At 45.7% G+C, this 21,339-nt stretch carries 13 protein-coding genes and 1 rRNA gene; 2 read left to right on the top strand and 12 right to left on the bottom strand.

Features of this window, described 5'->3' with window-relative positions; all coding sequences use genetic code 11:
* Both AC58PV_RS28665 and AC58PV_RS28660 read right to left on the bottom strand, forming a co-directional pair.
* Window positions 1-105, bottom strand: a 16S ribosomal RNA gene (locus AC58PV_RS28665); the annotation flags it as partial.
* Window positions 106-447: 342 nt separating this feature from the next.
* Window positions 448-1,389, bottom strand: a complete 942-nt coding sequence (locus AC58PV_RS28660; protein WP_497436175.1) for a DMT family transporter — start codon at window positions 1,387-1,389, stop codon at window positions 448-450.
* A gap of 157 nt (window positions 1,390-1,546) precedes the next feature.
* Between AC58PV_RS28660 and AC58PV_RS28655 the strand changes: the two genes are divergently transcribed.
* The gene (locus tag AC58PV_RS28655; protein WP_497436174.1) at window positions 1,547-2,911 is read left to right on the top strand and encodes an aminotransferase-like domain-containing protein; all 1,365 of its coding nucleotides are present in this window, start codon (window positions 1,547-1,549) and stop codon (window positions 2,909-2,911) included.
* Between the two features lie 71 nt (window positions 2,912-2,982).
* Here AC58PV_RS28655 and AC58PV_RS28650 read toward each other — a convergent pair whose 3' ends face one another.
* From AC58PV_RS28650 to AC58PV_RS28620, 7 genes are all read right to left on the bottom strand, one after another.
* The gene (locus tag AC58PV_RS28650; protein ID WP_497436172.1) at window positions 2,983-5,034 is read right to left on the bottom strand and encodes a CBM96 family carbohydrate-binding protein; all 2,052 of its coding nucleotides are present in this window, start codon (window positions 5,032-5,034) and stop codon (window positions 2,983-2,985) included.
* 16 nt (window positions 5,035-5,050) lie between these two features.
* Window positions 5,051-5,722 (bottom strand): hypothetical protein, encoded by a 672-nt coding sequence (locus AC58PV_RS28645; protein WP_497436170.1) that lies wholly within the window; start codon window positions 5,720-5,722, stop codon window positions 5,051-5,053.
* Window positions 5,719-7,611 (bottom strand): heparinase II/III domain-containing protein, encoded by a 1,893-nt coding sequence (locus AC58PV_RS28640; RefSeq protein ID WP_497436169.1) that lies wholly within the window; start codon window positions 7,609-7,611, stop codon window positions 5,719-5,721. Before AC58PV_RS28640 ends, AC58PV_RS28645 begins: the two co-directional genes overlap by 4 nt.
* A gap of 93 nt (window positions 7,612-7,704) precedes the next feature.
* Window positions 7,705-9,342, bottom strand: coding sequence for a type 2 periplasmic-binding domain-containing protein (locus tag AC58PV_RS28635; protein WP_497436167.1), 1,638 nt, complete (start codon window positions 9,340-9,342; stop codon window positions 7,705-7,707).
* Between the two features lie 55 nt (window positions 9,343-9,397).
* Window positions 9,398-10,285, bottom strand: a complete 888-nt coding sequence (locus AC58PV_RS28630) for a carbohydrate ABC transporter permease (protein WP_497436165.1) — start codon at window positions 10,283-10,285, stop codon at window positions 9,398-9,400.
* 12 nt (window positions 10,286-10,297) lie between these two features.
* Window positions 10,298-11,266, bottom strand: a complete 969-nt coding sequence (locus tag AC58PV_RS28625; RefSeq protein ID WP_497436164.1) for an ABC transporter permease — start codon at window positions 11,264-11,266, stop codon at window positions 10,298-10,300.
* A 246-nt stretch (window positions 11,267-11,512) separates the two neighbouring features.
* Window positions 11,513-13,801 (bottom strand): helix-turn-helix domain-containing protein, encoded by a 2,289-nt coding sequence (locus AC58PV_RS28620; RefSeq protein ID WP_497436162.1) that lies wholly within the window; start codon window positions 13,799-13,801, stop codon window positions 11,513-11,515.
* 640 nt (window positions 13,802-14,441) lie between these two features.
* On the opposite strand from AC58PV_RS28620, the gene AC58PV_RS28615 reads away from it, so the two are divergent.
* A complete protein-coding gene (locus AC58PV_RS28615) occupies window positions 14,442-15,947 on the top strand; it encodes an FAD-dependent oxidoreductase (RefSeq protein ID WP_497436161.1) in 1,506 nt (501 codons plus the stop codon).
* 18 nt (window positions 15,948-15,965) lie between these two features.
* Here the strand turns inward: AC58PV_RS28615 and AC58PV_RS28610 are convergent, their stop codons facing one another.
* From AC58PV_RS28610 to AC58PV_RS28600, 3 genes are all read right to left on the bottom strand, one after another.
* The gene (locus AC58PV_RS28610; RefSeq protein WP_497436160.1) at window positions 15,966-16,796 is read right to left on the bottom strand and encodes a helix-turn-helix domain-containing protein; all 831 of its coding nucleotides are present in this window, start codon (window positions 16,794-16,796) and stop codon (window positions 15,966-15,968) included.
* Window positions 16,797-16,928: 132 nt separating this feature from the next.
* Window positions 16,929-19,583: a 3-keto-alpha-glucoside-1,2-lyase-like domain-containing protein gene (locus AC58PV_RS28605; protein WP_497436159.1), complete on the bottom strand. Its 2,655-nt coding sequence runs from the start codon at window positions 19,581-19,583 to the stop codon at window positions 16,929-16,931.
* 173 nt (window positions 19,584-19,756) lie between these two features.
* Window positions 19,757-21,316, bottom strand: a complete 1,560-nt coding sequence (locus tag AC58PV_RS28600) for an extracellular solute-binding protein (RefSeq protein WP_497436157.1) — start codon at window positions 21,314-21,316, stop codon at window positions 19,757-19,759.
* Between the last annotated feature and the right edge of the window lie 23 nt (window positions 21,317-21,339).

Below are 21,339 nucleotides of genomic sequence, written 5' to 3'. Positions count from 1 at the left end.
CACCCGTCCGCCGCTAGCTTACCCCGAAGGATAAACCCGCTCGACTTGCATGTATTAGGCACGCCGCCAGCGTTCGTCCTGAGCCAGGATCAAACTCTCCATAATAGAAAATCTGAGTTGTGCTCATTTTGAAGCTAGCGAGATTATTAATCTCATTAATGGTTGATTGCTCAACCGTTGTGCTTACTCACTCGTTGTTCAGTTTTCAAAGATCAATTTCTTTCGTCCGCTGCCGTGTTACCGAAGCAGCGAGAAGTAATATACCATGCTGGATTTCTAATTGCAAGCATTATTTTTAATTTCTTTTTTCGTGACCAGCCTGTCTCTCTTGCGGCCGGAGTGATAATATAGCATGGATGGCAAATACATGGCAATGTTTTATTTTTCCAATTATAAAAAATGTATTCGCCTCTCCCGCCACTGGTTAAAGCCCTTACTATTTATCAATTAAACAGACCTGTTCAACGTGGGAACTTTCTTGGTTCGTCCACTATAATACTGGGTGCCCAGTACGCCAACAATGATTAATATGGATCCAATAATATGATAACGAGTTACTTCCTCGCCTAGAAACAACGCGCCGGCGGCAATTGTGATGAGTGTCGAAAGATTCGTGAAGACGCTCATTTGCGAAGCTTCAATTTTGGACAAAACATAGGTTGACACTAGAGCCGTTACTAACGATGACATTACACCCATAAATATAATCGACATGAGAAAGAGTGGATGAGACAATGGCTCTATCAATTTCTCGAAAGATCCCCACTTCCATTGCGTGAACAACGAGGAGATTGTAAATACCACAAATCCGGTGCCCAGCATCAAGTAACTCATTTCAACTGGACTAAATTGTTTGGATAGGGAACGTGCCATTACACTGTATCCCGCAAATGAAAAACTCGTAAGAACTAACAATGAAATACCGGTAATATTGGAGATGTCAAACTTACTCCCCTTCATTAGAAAGATAAATACAACGCCGAACACCGAGCAAAATATAGCGAGCTTCTGAGCCTTATTCGTGGATTCTTTCAAAAAGAGCGATGCACACAACATGGTAACGATAGGCGTAAATGCGTAGAGGATACCCGCCTCAGCGGCGGTTGCGTGCTGTAAGCCATACGATTGTAAGGTGAAGAAGCCCAATGGATACATAGATGAGAGTAAAAGTGCTTTGCCAATAGGCTTGCCGCGAAAACGCAATTTTACAATTCCAAAAGCAACTAGCAGTGATAATGCTATAAACGATATGGCAAAACGGTACATTAGTGTATCGAGGGGTTGCGCGTAGTCCAGTACGATTTTGGCAAATAAAAAAGAGACACCGATAATGACTGCATTAAGTACAGCAAGTAAATAAGCAAGTTTTCGATCATTGTGAGCTATCATTTCAACCACTCCTTACTAATATAGAATACGTTTAGTCATCCGGCCGACTGAAACATTCTCTAATATCAGCATAAGTGCATACGACATGCGCAACAATCCTTTTACACGGCAACTGTACCGGTACAATTCTGAGATGAAGATTGGAGTTTCAACACTCATGTATAAATATTTGCTTATTGTGAATGACCTTGAACAGCAACTCGAACAGGGGAAATTCAAAGCTGGACAGAAACTTCCGTCTATTCGAGACCTCTCCCTTTCTTATGCATGCAACAAGAGTACGGTGATTCGTGCTTTTACCCTTCTAGAAAGTCGCCATCTCATTTATTCAATCCCACAAAGCGGTTATTATGCCGTGCAACAAAGAGGAGCAAGTAACGAGACCACTGAGCATAAGATCTTAGACTTCTCCTCTGCGGCACCTGATCCTGAGCTGTTTCCTTATTTGGATTTTAAACATTGTGTGGATAAGGCCTTTGATATGTACAAAAATGAACTATTCATGTACGGGACGCCGCAAGGTTTGCCCTCGTTATTAAGGCTGCTATCTAAGCATTTGGCTAACTACCAAGTATTCACGAAGCCCGATCACATTCATATCACGTCTGGCGTGCAGCAAGCCCTCGCTATTTTGGCCTTGATGCCTTTTCCGAACAAAAAGCGCGGAATTCTGATGGAGCAGCCTAGTTATCATTTGTTTGTGCGATTAGTCGAAAGCTACCAGCTGCCTGTACACGGTATTCGGCGCTCCCCACAGGGTGATATCGACTTAGATGAGTTAGAACATCTCTTCCGTACCGAGGACATTAAGTTTTTCTATACGATGCCGCGTTTCCAAAACCCACTTGGGTGCTCCTACTCTGAGCCCATGAAGAAAGCCATTGCCAAGCTGGCCAAACGATACGATGTGTATATTGTTGAAGATGATTTCCTGGCAGATTTAGAGCATGATTTGAAATCAGATCCGATCTACACCTATGATTCTTCTCACGTCATTTATTTAAAAAGCTACGCTAAAATCCTATTCCCAGGACTACGAGTCGGTGTTGCCGTTCTTCCACCAGCGCTAGATGATGTATTCCGCAATTTCAAAAAGGTAGCCGACATCGACAGCCCTATGCTCTCGCAAGCAGCCTTAGAAATCTATATTCAGAGCGGCATGTTTGAACGTCGTAAACATGCGATTAGAGATGCCTATTCGAAACGATTACAGCAGTTGCACGAATCTCTGCATGCCTATAACGAGGATAGCTATCTTGTTGCTTCCCCAAGTCAATCTGGCGTATATACACATATCGTGCTCCCTCCTCACTTGTCAATTCCGCTATTGTTGGACAGATTGCATAAGAAGCAGGTATGGATTCAAAACCTAACGCCTAATTATTTACCGAGTTTTGAACCGCTGCCGCTAATGAATCTGAGTATTACACGAGTATCGGAAGAGCACATAGATAAGGGTATACGGATTATAGCTAATGAGATCCAGCATATGATCAAACAGGGGAAACGCGCCTTTAAATAAAATAAAAGCTGAGCACCGGAAACTGCGTCACTTCCTGCGACACGTTTCCAAGCACTCAGCTCTTATGGCATTTATGGTGTTATCGTTAATTTAGGTCGATCCGTGCTGGTGATGCTCTCACTTGATGCAAATGAGACATTCCCATTTGAATTTACTGCTGATGTACTGTATACGCGGATGGAGAGATTTTTGCCCGTAGACATGGCTGCTTGAACTTGAGACGTTACATTGATCGTAATCGGCGTTCCTGCAACGATGGTATACGATCCAAGCACCGTACTCGAAGATGGCTTCGTATTCCATGTAATCGCACTTTCCGTCCATGTGTTGTCGCTAACAAGTGCAACCTCGTTTTGGATGCCGCTCATTGCAGCACTGATTGGCTTCAATGTAATCGTTGCGTTCGAGACTGTACCGCTATAACTATTGAAGTCCCATTTAAAATAGCCATCCCGCTTGTAGCTCGTTAAGTCGTTCTTCGTATCAACCGTAACAGCCGTTGTTCCTGCTTGGTTCGTTGCCGCATAGGTGCCATCTCTCACATTCGCATCATCGACAGCAATCCACGTATTCGGAGTCGTCAGGACAATACCAGCACCATTATAGGCGCCGCGATTCGGCGCAGCCGATGATGAGACGGAGTTGCCCCAGTAGTCTTTGCCACCATTATTGCTAATTAACACCCCGGAAGACAAAGCAGGGGAACCTGTTCCCAGCTTATAACCATTCACCGTGTTTAAACCAATACCGCCGCTGCCCGCTCCTGCCAAAAGTGGGTCACTCGTTAATTTATGCGGGTCGGTCGGCTCACTAGCCGGATGATTACCATAAAAAACATTATAATCATACACATCATTTGCTTTGACTAGATATCCACCGCTGCCCGCGTTGTAGATGATGTTGTTTTTAACAGAGAGCGGATTACTTCCACCAATTCCTGTTGTGAAACTCGTGCTCAAGCCAGAACCAATGTAGAACGTATTGTTATAAATTTGGCTATTTAACGGGGTGTAGCTGCTATCAAATTGGAAAATACGCGCCCGATCATTCTGACTGATATTATAACGGACAATCATATTGTCGTTTCGTTTGGCCCCACTTCCCATGACCAATAGGAAGCCGCCCTCATTGTCATGGCTGTAATTGTACTGAACTGTACAACCTGTTAAATTAAAATCACAGTCAAAACCTTGGCCGTCATTGGTTGTTTTCGTATTATACGCTTCGTTATACTGCATAACAGGACTCGTGCTGTTGATCGCCCAGATCGCCACATTATAATGCGTATCCCGTGCATGAGCTTTGTTCACAACGTTATATTGGATCAATCCATTAATGGAAGCGCGCATTACGATACCGTCTCCACCAATATCATTAAGCGTGTTGTTACTAATCACGAGATTCGTAAAAGGCTCAAAATTTCCTGCCCCATCATTATTTCCCCATGAGCTGCCATTGCTAATGCCTGTGCGATCCGTGCGCTCAACGGTATTGCCATCAATCAGCACATCGTTCCATTTGGTTCTGACAGCGGTCCCCGACACGGTCACAAAGATACCGCCGGTCACTTTCAGTGCATCGGTATTCGTTCCTGTGACATCATGAATGTACATATTGCGGATGTAAAAATGGTTATAAGTCCCCACATCTTGAGCCTCGACCTTAACCCCATATCGATCGCCAGCTGATGCTGCTGTGTTCGTGACCTCCAAATTATTTAATTCCCAATACTGCTGATTAAAAAAATACACCGTAGCTCCGGTTAATCCATTGCCATTAATAATCGGCTTATTGCCTGTGCCGTATTTATCAATAATGATAGGCGAACCTGAGGCCCCAGACCCTAGCGGGTGCAATTGCCCCGTCCAGACGGAGCCCGATTTAAACAAGATTTTATCACCAGGCAAAAAAGTCGTGGAGTTCACTTTGGTTAACGATTGCCAAGCGGCCCCTGTGCTTAAGCCATTATTGCTATCACTGCCTGCTGCCGAATCCACATAGTAGGTCGTATTATTTGCGTAAGTCGTCCTTGTTAACCCTGGCATGGAAATGGCGACTGTTAATAGAAGCGTGAAGATTAGCCTGACTGACAGGCATAAACGGAATGCTTTTGAAATTATCATCAATCATTCTCCTCTCTTACTGTACGTTCATTTGTTGAAATACGTGGTCCACAATCCTCACTTGTGCCGTTTCCACCAATTGTTTGACTTTCTCAGCGTAACTAGCGTCCAGCGCGCGTTGCTGTTGATCTTCCGTTAGGCCACTACTGGCGCCATCACCTCCCTTCGGTACGGTCTTTTCTTTAAAAACAGCTTTCACATTCAGGACTAAGTTAGAAAAAAGATATGTGTAATAGCCGCGTTCCTCATATTGCTTGGGACCGTAGATGACTTGGTGATTCTTCACCGCTTGCTCCCTGCGTTCATTTTCCCTGAGCCAATTATCCCTGAAGGTTGAATAGCTATAATCCGTCAGAAGACCATATTGCTGGGCTAAAATCTGTTGGACTTTGACCTCCTTCAATCGGTCTAGTGCCAATCGCTTGGCTTTTTCCAAAGGTACTTCCCCTTGAAAACTCGTTGTCCAGAAGGAGGCTGAGTCGTCGGCGTTATAGGTTTGTTTGAAGTAGCCCGCAGTCTGAGCCTTCACGTCATTTAAAAAAAGTTGAAACTCACGCTCATCGACGGGTACATCATTGATATAGGCGACTGTGGCAACCTCGGAGCTTACGGGCGTATGCTCTTGCGGTGAGGAGCAGCCTGTGCATCCGAAGATAGACAGTAGGAAGAAAATCATGAGATGCTTCATGATTTCCCCTCCGTCATACGAAATACCCAGCTGCCTTGCTGAATGACATGACGGAGCTTAAATTGAATGCGGTAAAGGCTATCGCCCCACACGCGCATCAAGCTTTCGTCTGTCACGGTGATGTGTTCGTATTCAATCTTCCATTGCTCAACGTCATAATGAAGCAATAGTTGATTCGCTAAGTCATCATGCAAACATATGATCCCATCCGTTAATAACTGGGGCATCTGACAAGATATCAGATGCAGCAACACTTGATCGGTGGGCTCTGCAAGCGAGCAAGCTTCCCGCAGCTCAACCGCAGCAGAGTGCCCACTTCTCTGCAGCGTTAAGCTGCGATGCCAACTCCGCACACCCGCTTCAGCGGGGTAAGCGCCCGCCAGCTCAATGCCATAACGAACAGTGTCGGCGCTGTTCTCATAAGTGACGGCTTCCGCGCGGAAGGAACGGCCTTCTTTTTGCTCAAAACCGTTGATGACCGGAACACTGTGATAGCCAGATTGCATCGTCCAGATCTCATATCGCTGGGGGCTAAACGTCTTCTGGGTATACGTCTCCACCCCAATATCAATCAATATCGGCTTTCCATTCACGTACACCATGAAATGTCCGATGTCATTATGATTATGGCTCTCATCGTTATGACCGCCTTTAATTGCTACGAAAAGGCCTTGCGTGGTGTCTTCCGCTTCCCTTGCGGCCATCACTTGCAGATTCGGAAGCCATACGTCTTGGACACAAGGTGGCGCTAGTTCAGCTTCCCTATGAATACTTGCATAGCTAAGCAGGCTATTCATTTCTTGGAAAAATGAGATGCCCTTATTGTTGCGATCAGGAACTTGATAGGTGCGGAAGCCGTTCTGGCCCAATGCGCGAAGCTGCCCATCCTGAATCCGGAAGCCATACAAGTGGATCATGCTATAATCCTGCGAGGCAAGCGCCGAGCCATCGGCGAAATTAACGAAGTAATGTCCGTCGATGTTCATCTTGTAAACGAATTGCCCCAGATTGCGAATCAAGGGTTGATCGTACACCTGCAGCGCACCATCCGATGCTCGATACAATAGCTCCAGATTTACCAAAAGCATCCCTGCGGCTCTAGCCCAGTAGGACGAACCTTCATCACAACCGCCATCCTCGAATTGCACCTCTAAATATCGATCCAGGCTGCGCAGCACCTTGGCGAAAAGCTTTTCTTTCTGATCCGACTCTATCTCCTGAAGCAGTAAGACGGTCAACATATTCGCGTTACACCAAGGATTCCAGTTGTTTACCTCTCGTTCGCCAAAACCCATCCACCAAAAATCATTCCGATGGGTATACGGGGCAATAATACGGCGTTCCAGTTCCACTCGGATGCGGGCTCGGATTAAGGGAGAGAGCTCGTCTAAAGGGGCCTTGAGCAAATGAGACGTCCATGCCAGCAGCGCTGCCGTTTCACCCGCCGACAGGTCAAACAAGGGCTCCTCTATATTTGAAAGCAACTCCCCTGGTTGCAGGGATAAGTAATGATGGGCCGGCGCGCACCACGTCGTCTGCTCACAGAGGAGCCAGATGACATTCGTGATCTCCCGAAGGAATCGGCCCTTGGCTTCGATGCACTCTGCAATCAACAGTGTGCACAGCGCACTTCGTCTTTCCGACTCAACCGAATCGTAAGGCTTACGGCTTCCCTCTTCGAAATAGGCCATGAGTGCGGTGGCATGCAGCGATGGCCAATCGTAGTTCAAATAAGACATTGCTTGCGTCACCCAAGCTTGCTGCAAAGACTCGGGGACGTCAGCCCAAGCCTCGCGATTCTCGAAGGCAGGAAAGATGCGCCCCTCCATGCTTTTGCCTAAAATATGTGCGCTAACATCGGAAATGGAAATGAAATCTGTCAATTTCATATGGCCTGCTTCCTCCTTGTCGGGATAAAGAAAAGACTGCCTCATTTGCAGTTTGGCTACGAATGCGACAGTCTTCGATTCAATCGTTACTTATTATTTAATGACTTCGGTATACTGCTTCTCGATCTCGTTGGCACCGGCAGCTCGAGCTTTCTTCACATACTCATCGAAGGAATCAATGGATTGCTCGCCTGTGATGATTTTAATATAGTTTTCCGTCGTCAGCTTCTGCAAATCGGCCGTGAACTTACCTGAAGCTTCTACACTTGGCAAGTAAGATGGTGGCGTTCCTGTTCCTTTTACTTTGTCTGCAACGGCATATTTCGCTTTAAATATCTGTTTCACCACATCTGGATTGTTCGTGTACATACCGAAGGTAGAGACACCACGTTGTGCTGTTTCTGTTGGATTCTTGAGATTGGATGCGACAGAACCGTCTGCGTTGACCACGTAGTCCTTCCCTTTGACACCGTAGTTCGCCAGCATGTAGTAATCTTTATCGGTGACCAGTGTATCGAGCATTTTCAAAATCGTATCCAGCTTTCTCGGATCTTTCGTTGCATTCTTCGTAATCACTAGTGTTTCGTTGTTGTAGCCCCAAATGTTCGCGCCGTAAGCTTTACCGTCAGGCCCTTTGATGGCTTTGCCGAATGACCATGTTTCGTCTAATTTGGCATCAGGCTTCACTTTCAGGAATTCTTGATAAACAGGGCCGCCTTTATCTCCCTCTGTAAGCGGTGGCGTCCAGTGATAGTACATCACATTGCCCGTCACACCGACACGGTTGTTAATGAAGGCATGGGAAGTTGCCCAATAGCCGCCTTTATTCTCGCCAGTTACGAACTCAGGATCGATGACGCCGTCTTTGTACCATTTGGCCAGCAGCTTGAGCCCTTCTTTCATTTCTGGCTGAATCGCATCCATTGTCACATTTTTATCTTTCACGGTGTACCATAGGTTGGAGTAAGGCGTTGTTCCTTTGATAACATCCGTCGGGATCGGTCCGAAGGCGCCAAGCACCGTTTGCATCGCTGTACTGGAGAGGCCGTACGTATCTTTTTTGCCATTTTTATCAGGGTCATTGTTCGTAAACTTGTAAATCGCATCCTCAAACTCAGCTAGTGTCTCCGGAACTTTGGTGATGCCGACATTCTTCAGCCAGTCTGTGCGCCATACTAAACTGGTCGGATAGGTGCCGTCTAATTGGAAAGCAGACAAGCCATAGTTTTTACCTTTGTACATACTCGAGCGGAAGGCAGATCCTGAGGTGTCATTGTCCATAATTAATTTGTAGTAGTTAGGTGCTTTCTGCTTGATCGTATCCACTGGAATTTCCGCTGCTACCCCGCTGTCCACCAGTTTAGATAATTCGAAACCCTTCAGTCTCATAATGTCCGGAATTTCTCCCGACGCCATGCGGACGTTGAACACTTCAGCGTATTTCTGGGAGTCTGCGGTCCACACGTTGATTTTGGCATTAAATCGCTTAAGCATTTCTTGCATCACTTCGGAGTTAGCATCTGGAGCTACATCGTTGATGTTGTAACCTGCCCATTCAATCGTAACCGGGGTGTCGGTCTTCGCTGCTGCCGTTGCTGTTGCGCCTTGGGTTGCGGATGCTGGCGAATTGGTTGCCGTTGTACCTGTGGAGCTGCTGCAAGCTGCCAGCGATCCGACTAACAATGCTGCGCTCATTAAGCTGCCTACGTTACGAACCATTTGTCTCTTCATTGTGAAGACCCTCCTAGATATATGTTTGTGAACCATCCCCGGGATGGGGCTGGGGCTAACCTTTTAATGAGCCAATCATGACGCCTTTGACAAAGTATTTTTGCAGGAAAGGGTACACAACTAATAATGGAATTAGGGATACCATGAGTGCCGCCATTTTCATCGTATCGGTGTTGGCATAGATCGTATTGGCTGCCTCTACAGCCTGCGGCTCAGAGCCTTCGAACATGATTTTGCGTAACACAAGCTGCAGAACCGCTTTCTTCGAATCCTTGAGATAGATCATCGCATTGAACCATTCATTCCAGTGATATACCAGCGTCCATAGACCTACAGTGGCTAGAATAGGAATCGAAATCGGTAAGATGATGCGCATTAAAATAACGAATTCGTTCGCCCCATCAATGCGGGCTGACTCTTGAATTTCCTCAGGCAGAGACATGAAATAGTTGCGGATAATCAGCATCGTAAAGGTGTTGATTGCGACAGGCAGCACTAGCGCCCACACGCTGTTGTAGAGCCCGACGCCTTTGACGACGAGATACGTTGGAATTAAGCCACCGCTGAAAAACATCGTAAATACCATGAAAATTGTCCAGAATTTGCGATGCACTAAATTCTTTTTGGACAAGGGATAAGCCGCTAGAATCATTAATGTCATGGAGACGACAATACCTAGGATGACGCGAATAATTGTATTCTGGTAGCCGGTCCAGATTTGCTGATAATCCAAAATTTTGCGATAGCCATCCCAATTAAACTTAGTTGGAATGAGATGAATGCCATAGCTGCTCACAACTTCGGGCGGACTCATCGACACCGTGACGACTTGCATGAAAGGAATAATGGTCAGCACACTGAGGAGGATGAGCGTCGTATAAACAATCGTGTCTACGAAGTTATCTTCAAAGGTTCGTTTCTTTTTCTTACGTTGTGTTGCCATTGCGGCGTTCACCTACCATAGGGAATAGTCATTGGTTTTCTTAGCTACGTAATTGGTGAGAAGAATTAACATGAAGGCAATGATATTTTTGAACAAACCGACCGTTGTTGCGAAGCTGTAATCGCCCTTCACAAGCCCAATCTGATACGTATAGGTCGAAATAACATCACCTACAGAGAGAACAGAGGCGTTCAGCAAGTTGTAAATTTGATCAAAATCATCATTAATGATGCCGCCTACTGCGAAAATGAACATGATGGTCACGACAGGCATGATGGATGGCAGCGTGATGTTCCATATTTTCCGAAACCGCCCCGCTCCGTCCATATCTGCTGCATCGTACAACTCAGGATCCACACTTGTGATCGCCGCCAGGTAGATGATCGTGGACCAGCCGACTTCCTTCCATATGGAGGAGAGCACCAGGATTGATCGGAAGTACGTCTCACTCGTCACGAAGAGGATCGGCTTATGTCCAAATTCCATGATGATCGCATTAATCAGCCCTCGTGTCGGGGACAGGAATTCAATTACAATGCCGCCGAGAATTACCCAGGAAATGAAATGCGGTAAATAGGTGATCGTCTGCACGGCTTTTTTAAAGAATACTAGGCGTACTTCATTGAGGATGAGGCAGAGAATGATCGGCGCTGGAAAGCCAAAAATCAATTTATACGTGGAGATAATTAGGGTATTCCTCAGAACGGGTAAGAAATAGAGTCCTGTGAACAGCTCCTTAAAATGATCCAGCCCTACCCATTCGCTGCCGGCAACGCCTTTCAATGGATAGTAATTCTGAAAGGCAATTACAATGCCATATAAGGGGGCATAGTGGAAAATGAGATAATACGCGATAACGGGTATTAACATGAAGAAAAAGTATTTCTGCTTCCAGTACAGCTTGATTGCACGCTCTTTCGTTAGTTGCGGCTCTACCTGCGCCTTGACTTCTCGAGCTGCGATGATGGCGTTACTTTCCATTCCTTGCCTCCTGTTCCGAAAACTTGTGTGCGATTTGATGCCCTTATCGTACGGCCTATTCGGGGAAACCGACAACGCCCAATCTCTTTACGGAAGTGCTGTTTTTTTTACGTCTTGTTGCGAATTCAGGATTCGTGGCGTGTTTCTGCTGTGGGATGACAGTTATTTTTACCTGTGCTGTTTTTTTGCTCTTGCAGATATGGCAAAGCTGCCATGCATACATGCATAGCAGCTATGGTGGGAGGATTAGCTTTCGAGGCTGTCTCGATAGCTTTTGGGGGTACAGCCGAAGTTCTCTTTGAATACATTCGCAAAATAACGGGGGCTCGAGTAACCAAGCTTCGCTGCGATCTCTTTGATCGATAAGTCCGTCTCTCGGAGGAGACGTTCCGCGTGTTTCATTTTGATGCCAGCCAAATGCTCGGAGAAATTCGATCCCATCACCGATTTGTAGATTCGGCTCACATAGCTGGAGTTCATATGAATGCCTTCGCTCAGAGAAGACAAGGAGATTTCATTGTAGATATTTTGCTCAATATAGGCGAGAATCTGACGTTCCAGTGCGGTACCTGGATCATCGTCGGTCACATCGGTGGTGTGGTACGCCATGATTTGCACAGCTACACCGGTGAGCCAGTCCGTTAAATCGGCAACATTGTCCATTTTCCGGCCATAGTCTCGAATATCGTAACCAAGGAACCGTTCCAAATCGATTTCCATCGCAATGGCGGTTGTACGGATAATTGAGATCGCGTCAAACACGGTATTACGGCAATAATCAATGTGGTACCTGCCTGAAACGAGCGCTTTGCGCAAGATATCCAGTATCGAGGAAACCATCTCCTGATTCCGATTGCGCAGGGCAACAGAAAGTTGTTCGATGATCTGTAATCCACTTCCATGTTCTCTGCGCTGCGCGATGGCCAGATCTTCGTAAGCAATGCAGGATTCATTAGGCATGATGAAGGCGTAGTTCAAGCATTCGCAAGCTTCCCTATAAGATTGTGCGATATTCGTGTAAGTATGAGGGTATTCGGAGCCGAAGCCCAGCACAAAATTCCCTTTTATCTGCTGGCTAATACTGCCATGAATCTTCGTTTTATCTAACGTATCCGAATAATTGAAGAGGACAATGATATGTCCTGCGTTATCCATGGTCGAACACACCCTGTAGTTACCGAGTTCTTCCACATGCTGCAGCATGCTGTACTGAATCATCATCTCATTCTTCAGGCCAATGCCTTCTGTGCCAAAAACCTTGAGCGCCATACAGGCTGTTTTCTCCCGGTCAAAATGAAGCTCAAGCGTCGCCTCCATGTTCGCGACTTGCGGATCAGCCTGATCGAGGTCGCCTTGCAGCAGGCGCATAATAAATTTGTCGCGAATGATGGGCTTATTCGTCTCCATTTGATGATTCAGATCAGTGATGGTATGGGATACCCGATCGATCACCTGATGGAGCATCGTATACTCATTCTTCGCATGTTTCTCATGACCATCTGATGAGCTTCCCAGATTACGAATCGTTTGAATGATGCTGCGTAGCGGTTTATTGGCCCAGTGAGTCATATAAATGGAAAAGAGCAAGCTTACCGTGAGCAGGACGATTGTCGTAATCAGCAAATAATGCTTGAGCTGCTTCGATTTCTGATATAGCGTGTCAATTGAGATGACAGAAACGTATTTCCAGTTGTTATATTTGGACTTGGAGAAGGAAACCACACTTTGAACACCTTCAACTGAAGCTTCGAAGGTGCCTGCGTCTGATTGCTGCAGCAACGAATTGATATATTCCTTCTGGTTCCAGTTCTGACCAACGAGTTGGTTATCGCTGTGGACGAGTACTTGTCCTGTCTCATCTACAATAAATAACACTTCGCCATCTGTCGGAGAGGATTGAATGAGATTGTGAATCGCGCTTTCTTTGATATTAATGGCGACTACAGCCTGCCGATTGGCAAGACTGTCGATAAGCGGAATATTCGAGATGTAGGTGATCACCGACGTATTCATCGGCATGGTTATGCGAGGCGGCAGCCAGCGATTGGGCGTATTCATGGTGCGTAGGACATTAATCCATGCTTCATCTACACTTTTGACAGAACCCGCAGAATCTAGATACGAATTATATTTATCGTTGATGTAAATGTTTCCGGCCGTATACCAGACTTCCACAGACTGCAGGAAATTCAGCTTATAGGGGATGTCGGTCAAAAAGTTGCTAACCTCGGCGATCTTAAAACCGTTGCTGCTAATATCGTGCGTAAGTGGATACGCGAGCACTTCATTGCTTGGAATATCCGAAAAGTAAATATTCACTAATCGAATGACGCGATCTAGAATTGTTTCATCCACGGCATATTTTAACTTGCTGACATCTTGGGTACTCTGCCTGTTAATCTCTTGATTGTAGGCATTCGAGAAATAGTGAATGTAGATGAGCTGAGGGACCAATGAAAGGACGATCACCAGCAAAATGTTAAATATGAGGATACGGGAGTAGATGGTGCTCATCCTAGCTCGGATGTTGAACATGGAACATCTCCTTGCAAGATAGGGTGGGTGAAGGTTGGTAGATGGATAGACAAACTGATAAAGCGTTTTCACAAATCGCTCCTTCTACTATAGCATAAATTTGTGGCTTGTCATGGGGAGTTTAGGCCCCTAAGTGGGGGCTTAATCTACGCGTTTGAGCGTTAGCGGCGCTACTGGCACACTTCTCGTTAAGGCGTCTGTCAATGCCAATAATCAAAGAGCGACCATGTTTAACCAACATCGCTTGGATAGTCCGAAATTCCCGAACTAATTCCCCCCTCTGCATCAACAAACCTCAATTAATCCGAAATAACCCATCTAAATCGCCTCAAACGCCTCCCACCCGCGAAAAGTGGGCATTTAGTTCGGCGAAGTCGGACTATTCCTGCTCGTACACGCGGAATCCCCGATTTAGTTCGGACATTTCGGACTAAAGGCACTCTGACATCCTACATTCGCCATGCCGGACTGCATGAGGGATAAATGTGATCAAGGCCAAGCGTTACCGTTTCTCATGGCATAGCATTCATAAAAACAGTAAGATCCATCAAGTAGAAGAGGAAGATCTATCATTCTCGGCACACGAATAAGCGGATTATAATAGTTCTTGTAAGCTACATAGTGATGGAGGATGAGTACAATGACCTTAGAGAAACAGTATGATATTGTAATTTATGGAGGAACGGCTGCTGGGATTATTGCAGCTGTTCAGGCGAAATTAATGGGCAAGAGCACGGTAGTGATCGAACCAAGTCAACGAATCGGTGGCTTGACCAGCGGAGGACTTGGAGATACGGATGTGGGAATGAAGCAAGCTATCGGCGGCTTGTCCTTGGAGTTCTACAAACGTGTAGCTCGCAAATATTCGCAAGACGGGGCTTGTTGGCTTTTCGAACCCAAAGTAGCGCTCGAAGTCCTGCAGGATATGGTGGCCGAAAACAACATCGAAGTCGTTTACGGGGAAAGGCTCGATCTAACGGATGGCGTGACAAAGCAAGGATCTGAAATCAACTCCATTCGGATGGAATCCGGGATTTTATATACAGCCAAAGTGTTTATTGACGCTTCGTATGAAGGAGATCTGATGGGCAAAGCAGGCGTATCGTATGTTGTAGGCCGGGAGTCGAACGCACAATACGGGGAGACATTAAACGGCATCCATCCTGGGGATGAACTTAATGAACTTCCCAGCGGAATCGACCCGTATGTAATTAAAGGGATGCCCTCGAGTGGCTTGCTTTTGCGTGTCAATCCGGACCCCGGCGGAAAACCTGGCGATGGAGACAACAAGCTTCAAGCCTATAATTTTCGCATGTGTTTGACCAACAATCCGGACAACCGCTTGGAGATCGAAAAGCCTGAGGGATATAACGAAGCCGATTATGAAATTTTGTTCCGTGCCATCGAGCAAGGGCAAAACAAAAAATTCTTTAAATTAAATATGGTTTCGTCGGATAAGACAGATTCCAATAACAACAGTGGCATTTCCACAGATTACAACGGGATGAACCATAACTATGCAGAGACAGATTATCGTACACGGGAAGAATTATTCAAGGCCCATCGACTCTATCAACAAGGCTATGTCTGGACCATCCAGAATCATCCCCGTGTGCCAGAAGAAATTCGGGCCGTCTACAAACCGTGGGGCTTGCCGCTCGATGAATTTATCGAGAACGGTCACTGGACGCCACAACTGTACGTCAGAGAATCCCGCCGATTAATTGGCGATTATGTGGTGACAGAGCATGTCGTCAGACTAGAAGATGAGGTGCCGGATTCCATAGGAATGGGTTCTTTTGCGATGGACTCTCACCATACTCAATACTATGTAAACGAAGACGGGCATGTAAGCACGGAGGGCGGTTTCTATGTCAAATTAAAAGCGCCTTATCCGATCAGCTATCGGGCAATTGTACCGAAACGAGCCCAATGCACGAATCTCATCGTACCGGTATGCGTTTCTGCTACCCATGCCGCCTACGGTTCTATCCGAATGGAGCCTGTATTTATGATCCTGGGGCAATCGGCTGCTATGGCAGCTGCACTGGCGCTGGATGCGGACGGCATCGTTCAAAATGTGAAATATGAGCAACTTCGTGCCCTGCTTGATCAAGGAAATCAGGTCTTGTATACAGACATGTAGTACCTGCCCCACTGCTCACTACTCATGGTTAAACTGGAATCCAAATTTACGCCGATATTCTCCGGGGGGATGGCCGAAGCGTTCGCGGAACACCCGGCTGAAATGGGGGTAGTTCTGAAAGCCAGTCTTCTCGGAAACCTGCTCCAATGAAAGGGTGCTATACAGCACCTGCTGCTGTGCAAGCTTTAACCTTACATCAATACAGTAGGCGAATAAAGATTGACCAAAAGCAGCTTTGAACAGATACGAGCAGCGAGAGACGCTTAATCCGACAGAAGCAGATATGTTATCCAAATTGAGAGGTTCATGGGCGTGATTTTCTATGAATAGCTTAATCTTATGAGCGGTATCCGCACTCTTCGTACGCTGCTTGATCTGAATCACTTGCTCCAGTGTCAAACATAGTGCCCTTAACAGATAGTCCATAATCTCTTCATGGTTCTGCATGACTTTTTTCTTTTCGCTAATAATATGCTTCCATAAGGTAATAACTGTATCGTCGAAGCCGATATTGGTTTTGGTTGGCAAGCCTTTGTTAGTCCACCATGCGTCCAACCATTCCCCGTTGCCAGCTAGGAAATAGTCTCCAACGGGTTGGACCGCACCCGATTCCGGTGCGCTTCGGGGCTGCACGTTGAGTTCGTATGGCTGATCTGGCGGATAAATGAGCAGGTCGCCGGGAATGATAGTCTCATATTTCCCATCCACGAGCGCGCGACATGTTCCTTCAACCTGCAACCGAAACAGATAGAAGGTCAGTCCATCTCCATACTTAACGGAGTGAGGCTTCGTGTGCGTGAAATAATTCGCATAAATGACGCCGGATCGGTGAAAATCTGATTTTGTCATAGTAAGTTTCCTCCTGGCATTAGCGATTCTTCTTTGATTATATAGTTAGCCCACAAGACAGTACAAGGAGCCGTCCCTCACAGCCGTAACATGGCATGAGGGGCAGCTCCTTTGTGTTTTATTAGACTGACACTAGTTAAAAGATACAACTAAAGCATCATCAAACGCTACATTCACCGAGGTGGTCCTGAATCCGATTTTCCCTGTTGTTAATTCCGTTGCAGGATTGGTCCATTCTGTCTTCAATGCGCCATCTACATAACCTTTTATCGTATTGCCTTGAATGGAAGCTTTGATCGTATACCACTGGTTCGCTTGAGCTGTGAAAGAAGTGCTGGATACTAAGGTCAGCTGTCCATTCACAGATTTATGCAACTCCAACTTTTGATTCGCTGCATTGATGCGATACATATAATAATTATCCGCATTCTGCACTCTGAAGACGATGCCTGCATTGGCATTCGTAATAGGCATTTTCACTTTTCCCTCATACGTATAGTCTGTCCATGAATCACCGGCTGTAATAAGTGCAGTGGTTGAAGCACTCTGTAGCAGGGTTTTCGTATCTGCTGTTACCACACTCCATGATCCTGAAGATGACGTCCAACCTGTCATATTTCCATCCTCGAAATTATCATCCAAGGGAACAATAGGATAAACCAGCGCATCGTCAAAATGGACACCCATCGAGGTGGTACGGAATCCGATCCCTCCTGTAGTCAATTCCGTTATGGGATTGGTCCACGTCATTTTTAACTCGCCATCCACATAACAAGAAATCTTGTTCCCCTCTATGACCGCCTTAACTGTATATGACTGCTTTTCTATGGCTTCAAAAGGAGTACTTGTTACAAGCGTCATTAGTCCATTAATGGATTTATACAATTCCAACTTCTGATTGGATGAATTGATGCGATACATATAATAATTATTGGCGTCCTGAACCCTGAAGACAACGCCTGCATTGGCATTGGTAATCCCCATTTCCAATCTGGCCTCATACGCATAATCCGCCCATGAACTTCCTGCATTAGCAGTAATCAGAGATGTTGATGTCTGACTGCCGCTAGACAGTACTTTATTCGCGCCGTCTGTCGGTACGGTCCAGCTGCCTGATACGGATGTCCAACCTACCATATCTCCGTCTTCGAAATTGTCGCTGAACAACGGCTTGGTATTGGCAAAGATGATGCCACTTACATTGGCATTTATTACGCTAACTTTCAAGTCAGTCAAATTAGTTGCGAGCTTGCCTTTCACATAAACATCAGAGAACATCACGCCGTTTACCATTCCACCTTTGGTGACATTTCCGGAAAGTCTGGATTGCTCAGATCCCACCTCGCGAAGATTAATGTTCTTTAACACAACATTGCTTACATTACCGGAAGTACTAGTACTAACTGTAAGCCAATGATTCCCGAATTGATTGATTCCTACTCGTTCGATATCGATATTTTCAAACGTAATATTTTGCGCGTAACCTTCTTCTGGAAGAGTATTAAGTGTGTAACCATGATCAATCAGCAATGCCCTTGCGCTTTGATACACATACGAATTGCGGACGGTCACCCCGATCTGCGCCTGGGCTACCCCTTGACCAATTTTGAAAGCTGCACATCTGGTCCATGCAAACGCATCATCAAAAACGACATTTTCCAAATGTTCAAGCGCGCCAGGCCATCCACTAGACATACCCGTCTGCAACCAGGTTTTCGTGGAATACGTGTCGTCGTCGGATATAGCAATTGAATGTTTAACAAGCACATTCTGACTCTCATTGATATCAATAACATCATTCTCGATTTTGTATAGGTCTTGGAATCCTTTGAGATTTTGGATGGTCACATTGTCGGAACGAACAACCATGAACGACCAGAAACCAGCATCTCGCAAGATAAGACCATCAAACTTAAAATTCGTAGTTGCGAGGGGGACTATCAAGTTATTCAACAGTCCCTCATTTTTGTTCGGTGCTGGCATTTTACGTTCGCGCATCGCTATGCCTTTGCCATCAATGGTTCCCCGTCCCCGTATGGTGATATTACTGGAGTTTACGGCTGTACGAATAAAATACGTACCATCCGCATTTCGTGAATCCTTCCGAAAATCAATGACATAGTCTTCGCCCATGCCGGTTCCGAGAATGACAGCGCCTCCGGCCAGATAAAAGGTCACATTGCTTTTCAGAGTCAGGTTTCCACTCTTATAGACCCCGGCAGGTACATATACAATACCGCCGCCAGCTTGATAAGCCGCATCAATCGCCTGCTGAATCGCGTTCGATGCCATTGAAGTGCCCGTATTATCTGCATTGTACGGCGCATTGGTTACGTTATATATCCCGGAACCTGTGGACGGCGGAATATTCGTCTCCAAGGGATCGGCTGCGATGACAATCTTCTTCGTCTGGTCATTGATCGTTACGATCACATAGGTTGAGGACGAAAGGGTAAACGTGAGTTTGTTCCCATTGACCGTCCCCTGAATGTTCTTGGCTAATGGACTGATGGAATAAGAGGTAATCGGCGCATTATACGTAACCTCGATATTAACCGTCCCGTTAAAGGAAAATTGCGCGTAGTCATAGTCCGGCTTATAGCTGATGACAGGAACGGATTGGCTATCCGCTTTCAATGAGAATACGCTGGATGCGGTATAAATGGATGGCATCGGATAGTTTTGAATCGTAGCCGGAGCCGCTCCAGCCGTTCGGGGTAACAATCCTATCATGATGATGGCAAGCAATACCAACAAGCCGACTAATTTCCTTGACATTGTAAACATTGAAATACCTCCTTTAATATGAAAGCGTTAACATTTATCGCAATAACAAATAAATTTAATTTGCGGCATTCTCCCCCTTTCACTTTGCTTTGCATGAAAACACAGATAAGAGGAGAACCTACGCCAGTCGTTGCAAGCAAGTTCTCCTCTTATTGTCATGTCATGATGATCCCTTACTTTTTCACAGTTGCATACCACTCATTAACTTCTTTATAGCTAGCATCTCCGCCAGATGATTTGAACTTGGCAATGAATGCATCCAGCCCTGTTAACGGTTCAGCACCAAAAATCAACTTAGTTGTGTAGTCGTTAGATTGTGTATTTAAATTCAAGAAGTTTTTGGAGAATTCTGTCATGTACGGCGCATAACCTAGAAGGTCAGTAACTCTAGTGGCATCAGGCGCTAATCCATTCAGTAAATTCCAGCCATCATACAGACGCATATCCTTACGTACACGTGCCTGCCAGTAAATCGGGTAGTTCGTATCATCTGTTCCCGTCAAGAAGTTATTCGCTTGATTGCGCTCATCGGTAAAGATCGGTTGAATTGGTGTATAAGCACCATCTTTGAGCGTGTAATGTTTATTCTCTTCACCAATCGCCATCGTTCTGAACGTATCTTTCTCCAGCTTCGCATTCATCCATTTGATGGCATCTTCTGGATGCTTGGATGCTTTAGGGATGAAGGTAATACGGTCAAAGCCTTTGGAAGCAGATAGACCTGCTTTACCATCTTTACCTTTCATAGCAGGGATAAACGTTGCTTTCGCAGTTGGGATATTTTTCGTTAAAGCATCAGCAATCGTAGGGACATCGGACCAGTTCATCATCAGGATGCCCGCTTTACCGCTTGTGAATTTCTCTTTCGTCGTTGCTGCCTTATTGGCGGCAAATTCTTTATCAATTAAGCCTTGTTTAAATAAATCAGCTACGAAGGTAGCATAATCCTTGAAAGCAGGGTCCAACACACGAGGTGTTAACTTACCGTTGACATCATTCCAGAAATTCGGCATGCCGAAAGCGCCAACAATATTGGCAATAAAGGATGAATCACCACCGACGGTTAATGGAATATTCGTATCGCCATTCCCGCCTGGATCTTTCTCTTTAAACGCTTTCAAAACAGTAACAAATTCATCCAATGTTGTCGGCATTTTCAGTCCGACTTTATCCAGCCAATCCTGGCGAATGTAAAGGTCCGTGTTCACAGTTCGTGTGCTTTTCGTTGGAATCGCATACAATTTGCCATCTACCTTGGCTGCCTCTAAAGCTTCAGGGTCAATAACCGCTTTAATATTCGGTCCGTATTTATCGATGAGCGGTCCAAGATCAACTAGTGCCCCTTTTTTCGCATAATCAGAATAAATCGCTTTAAAATCTGTCGTTCCTGCTGTCGTCACCACATCGTACGGCTCTCCTGAAGCAATCAGGATACTTAGTTTATCTTGCGGTTTATCCTGTGGAAGCATATCATACTGGACTTTATAACCCGTCGCTTTTTCCAAATACGTAGCAACAGGATACGTGTTGTAATCATCCTTTTGCCAAATTTGCAGAGCCTTTAGTTCCGGTTTGACTGCCGCTGCCGTTGGTACTGATGACGAAGATGATGCTGATGTTGGTGAAGTGGTGCTGCTTGAGCTAGTCCCCCCCGAGGAACAAGCAACGAGCGATGAAGCAGACAAGCAAGCTGTAAGCGAAACGAGCATCAGCTTTTTGTTTTTTATCAACATACAAAAACCTCCCTAGTTCATTG

This window comes from Paenibacillus sp. J22FR83 (assembly GCF_059691955.1).
This window is presented reverse-complemented; position numbering and strand designations above follow the sequence as displayed.

Coding starts and splice junctions, on each gene's coding strand:
- AC58PV_RS28635 (WP_497436167.1), bottom strand. CDS start 9,342: ATGAAGAGACAAATGGTTCGTAACGTAGGCAGCTTAATGAGCGCAGCA.
- AC58PV_RS28625 (WP_497436164.1), bottom strand. CDS start 11,266: ATGGAAAGTAACGCCATCATCGCAGCTCGAGAAGTCAAGGCGCAGGTA.
- AC58PV_RS28610 (WP_497436160.1), bottom strand. CDS start 16,796: ATGACAAAATCAGATTTTCACCGATCCGGCGTCATTTATGCGAATTAT.
- AC58PV_RS28600 (WP_497436157.1), bottom strand. CDS start 21,316: ATGTTGATAAAAAACAAAAAGCTGATGCTCGTTTCGCTTACAGCTTGC.
- AC58PV_RS28660 (WP_497436175.1), bottom strand. CDS start 1,389: ATGATAGCTCACAATGATCGAAAACTTGCTTATTTACTTGCTGTACTT.
- AC58PV_RS28620 (WP_497436162.1), bottom strand. CDS start 13,801: ATGTTCAACATCCGAGCTAGGATGAGCACCATCTACTCCCGTATCCTC.
- AC58PV_RS28645 (WP_497436170.1), bottom strand. CDS start 5,722: ATGAAGCATCTCATGATTTTCTTCCTACTGTCTATCTTCGGATGCACA.
- AC58PV_RS28605 (WP_497436159.1), bottom strand. CDS start 19,583: ATGTTTACAATGTCAAGGAAATTAGTCGGCTTGTTGGTATTGCTTGCC.
- AC58PV_RS28615 (WP_497436161.1), top strand. CDS start 14,442: ATGACCTTAGAGAAACAGTATGATATTGTAATTTATGGAGGAACGGCT.
- AC58PV_RS28630 (WP_497436165.1), bottom strand. CDS start 10,285: ATGGCAACACAACGTAAGAAAAAGAAACGAACCTTTGAAGATAACTTC.
- AC58PV_RS28640 (WP_497436169.1), bottom strand. CDS start 7,611: ATGAAATTGACAGATTTCATTTCCATTTCCGATGTTAGCGCACATATT.
- AC58PV_RS28650 (WP_497436172.1), bottom strand. CDS start 5,034: ATGATAATTTCAAAAGCATTCCGTTTATGCCTGTCAGTCAGGCTAATC.
- AC58PV_RS28655 (WP_497436174.1), top strand. CDS start 1,547: ATGTATAAATATTTGCTTATTGTGAATGACCTTGAACAGCAACTCGAA.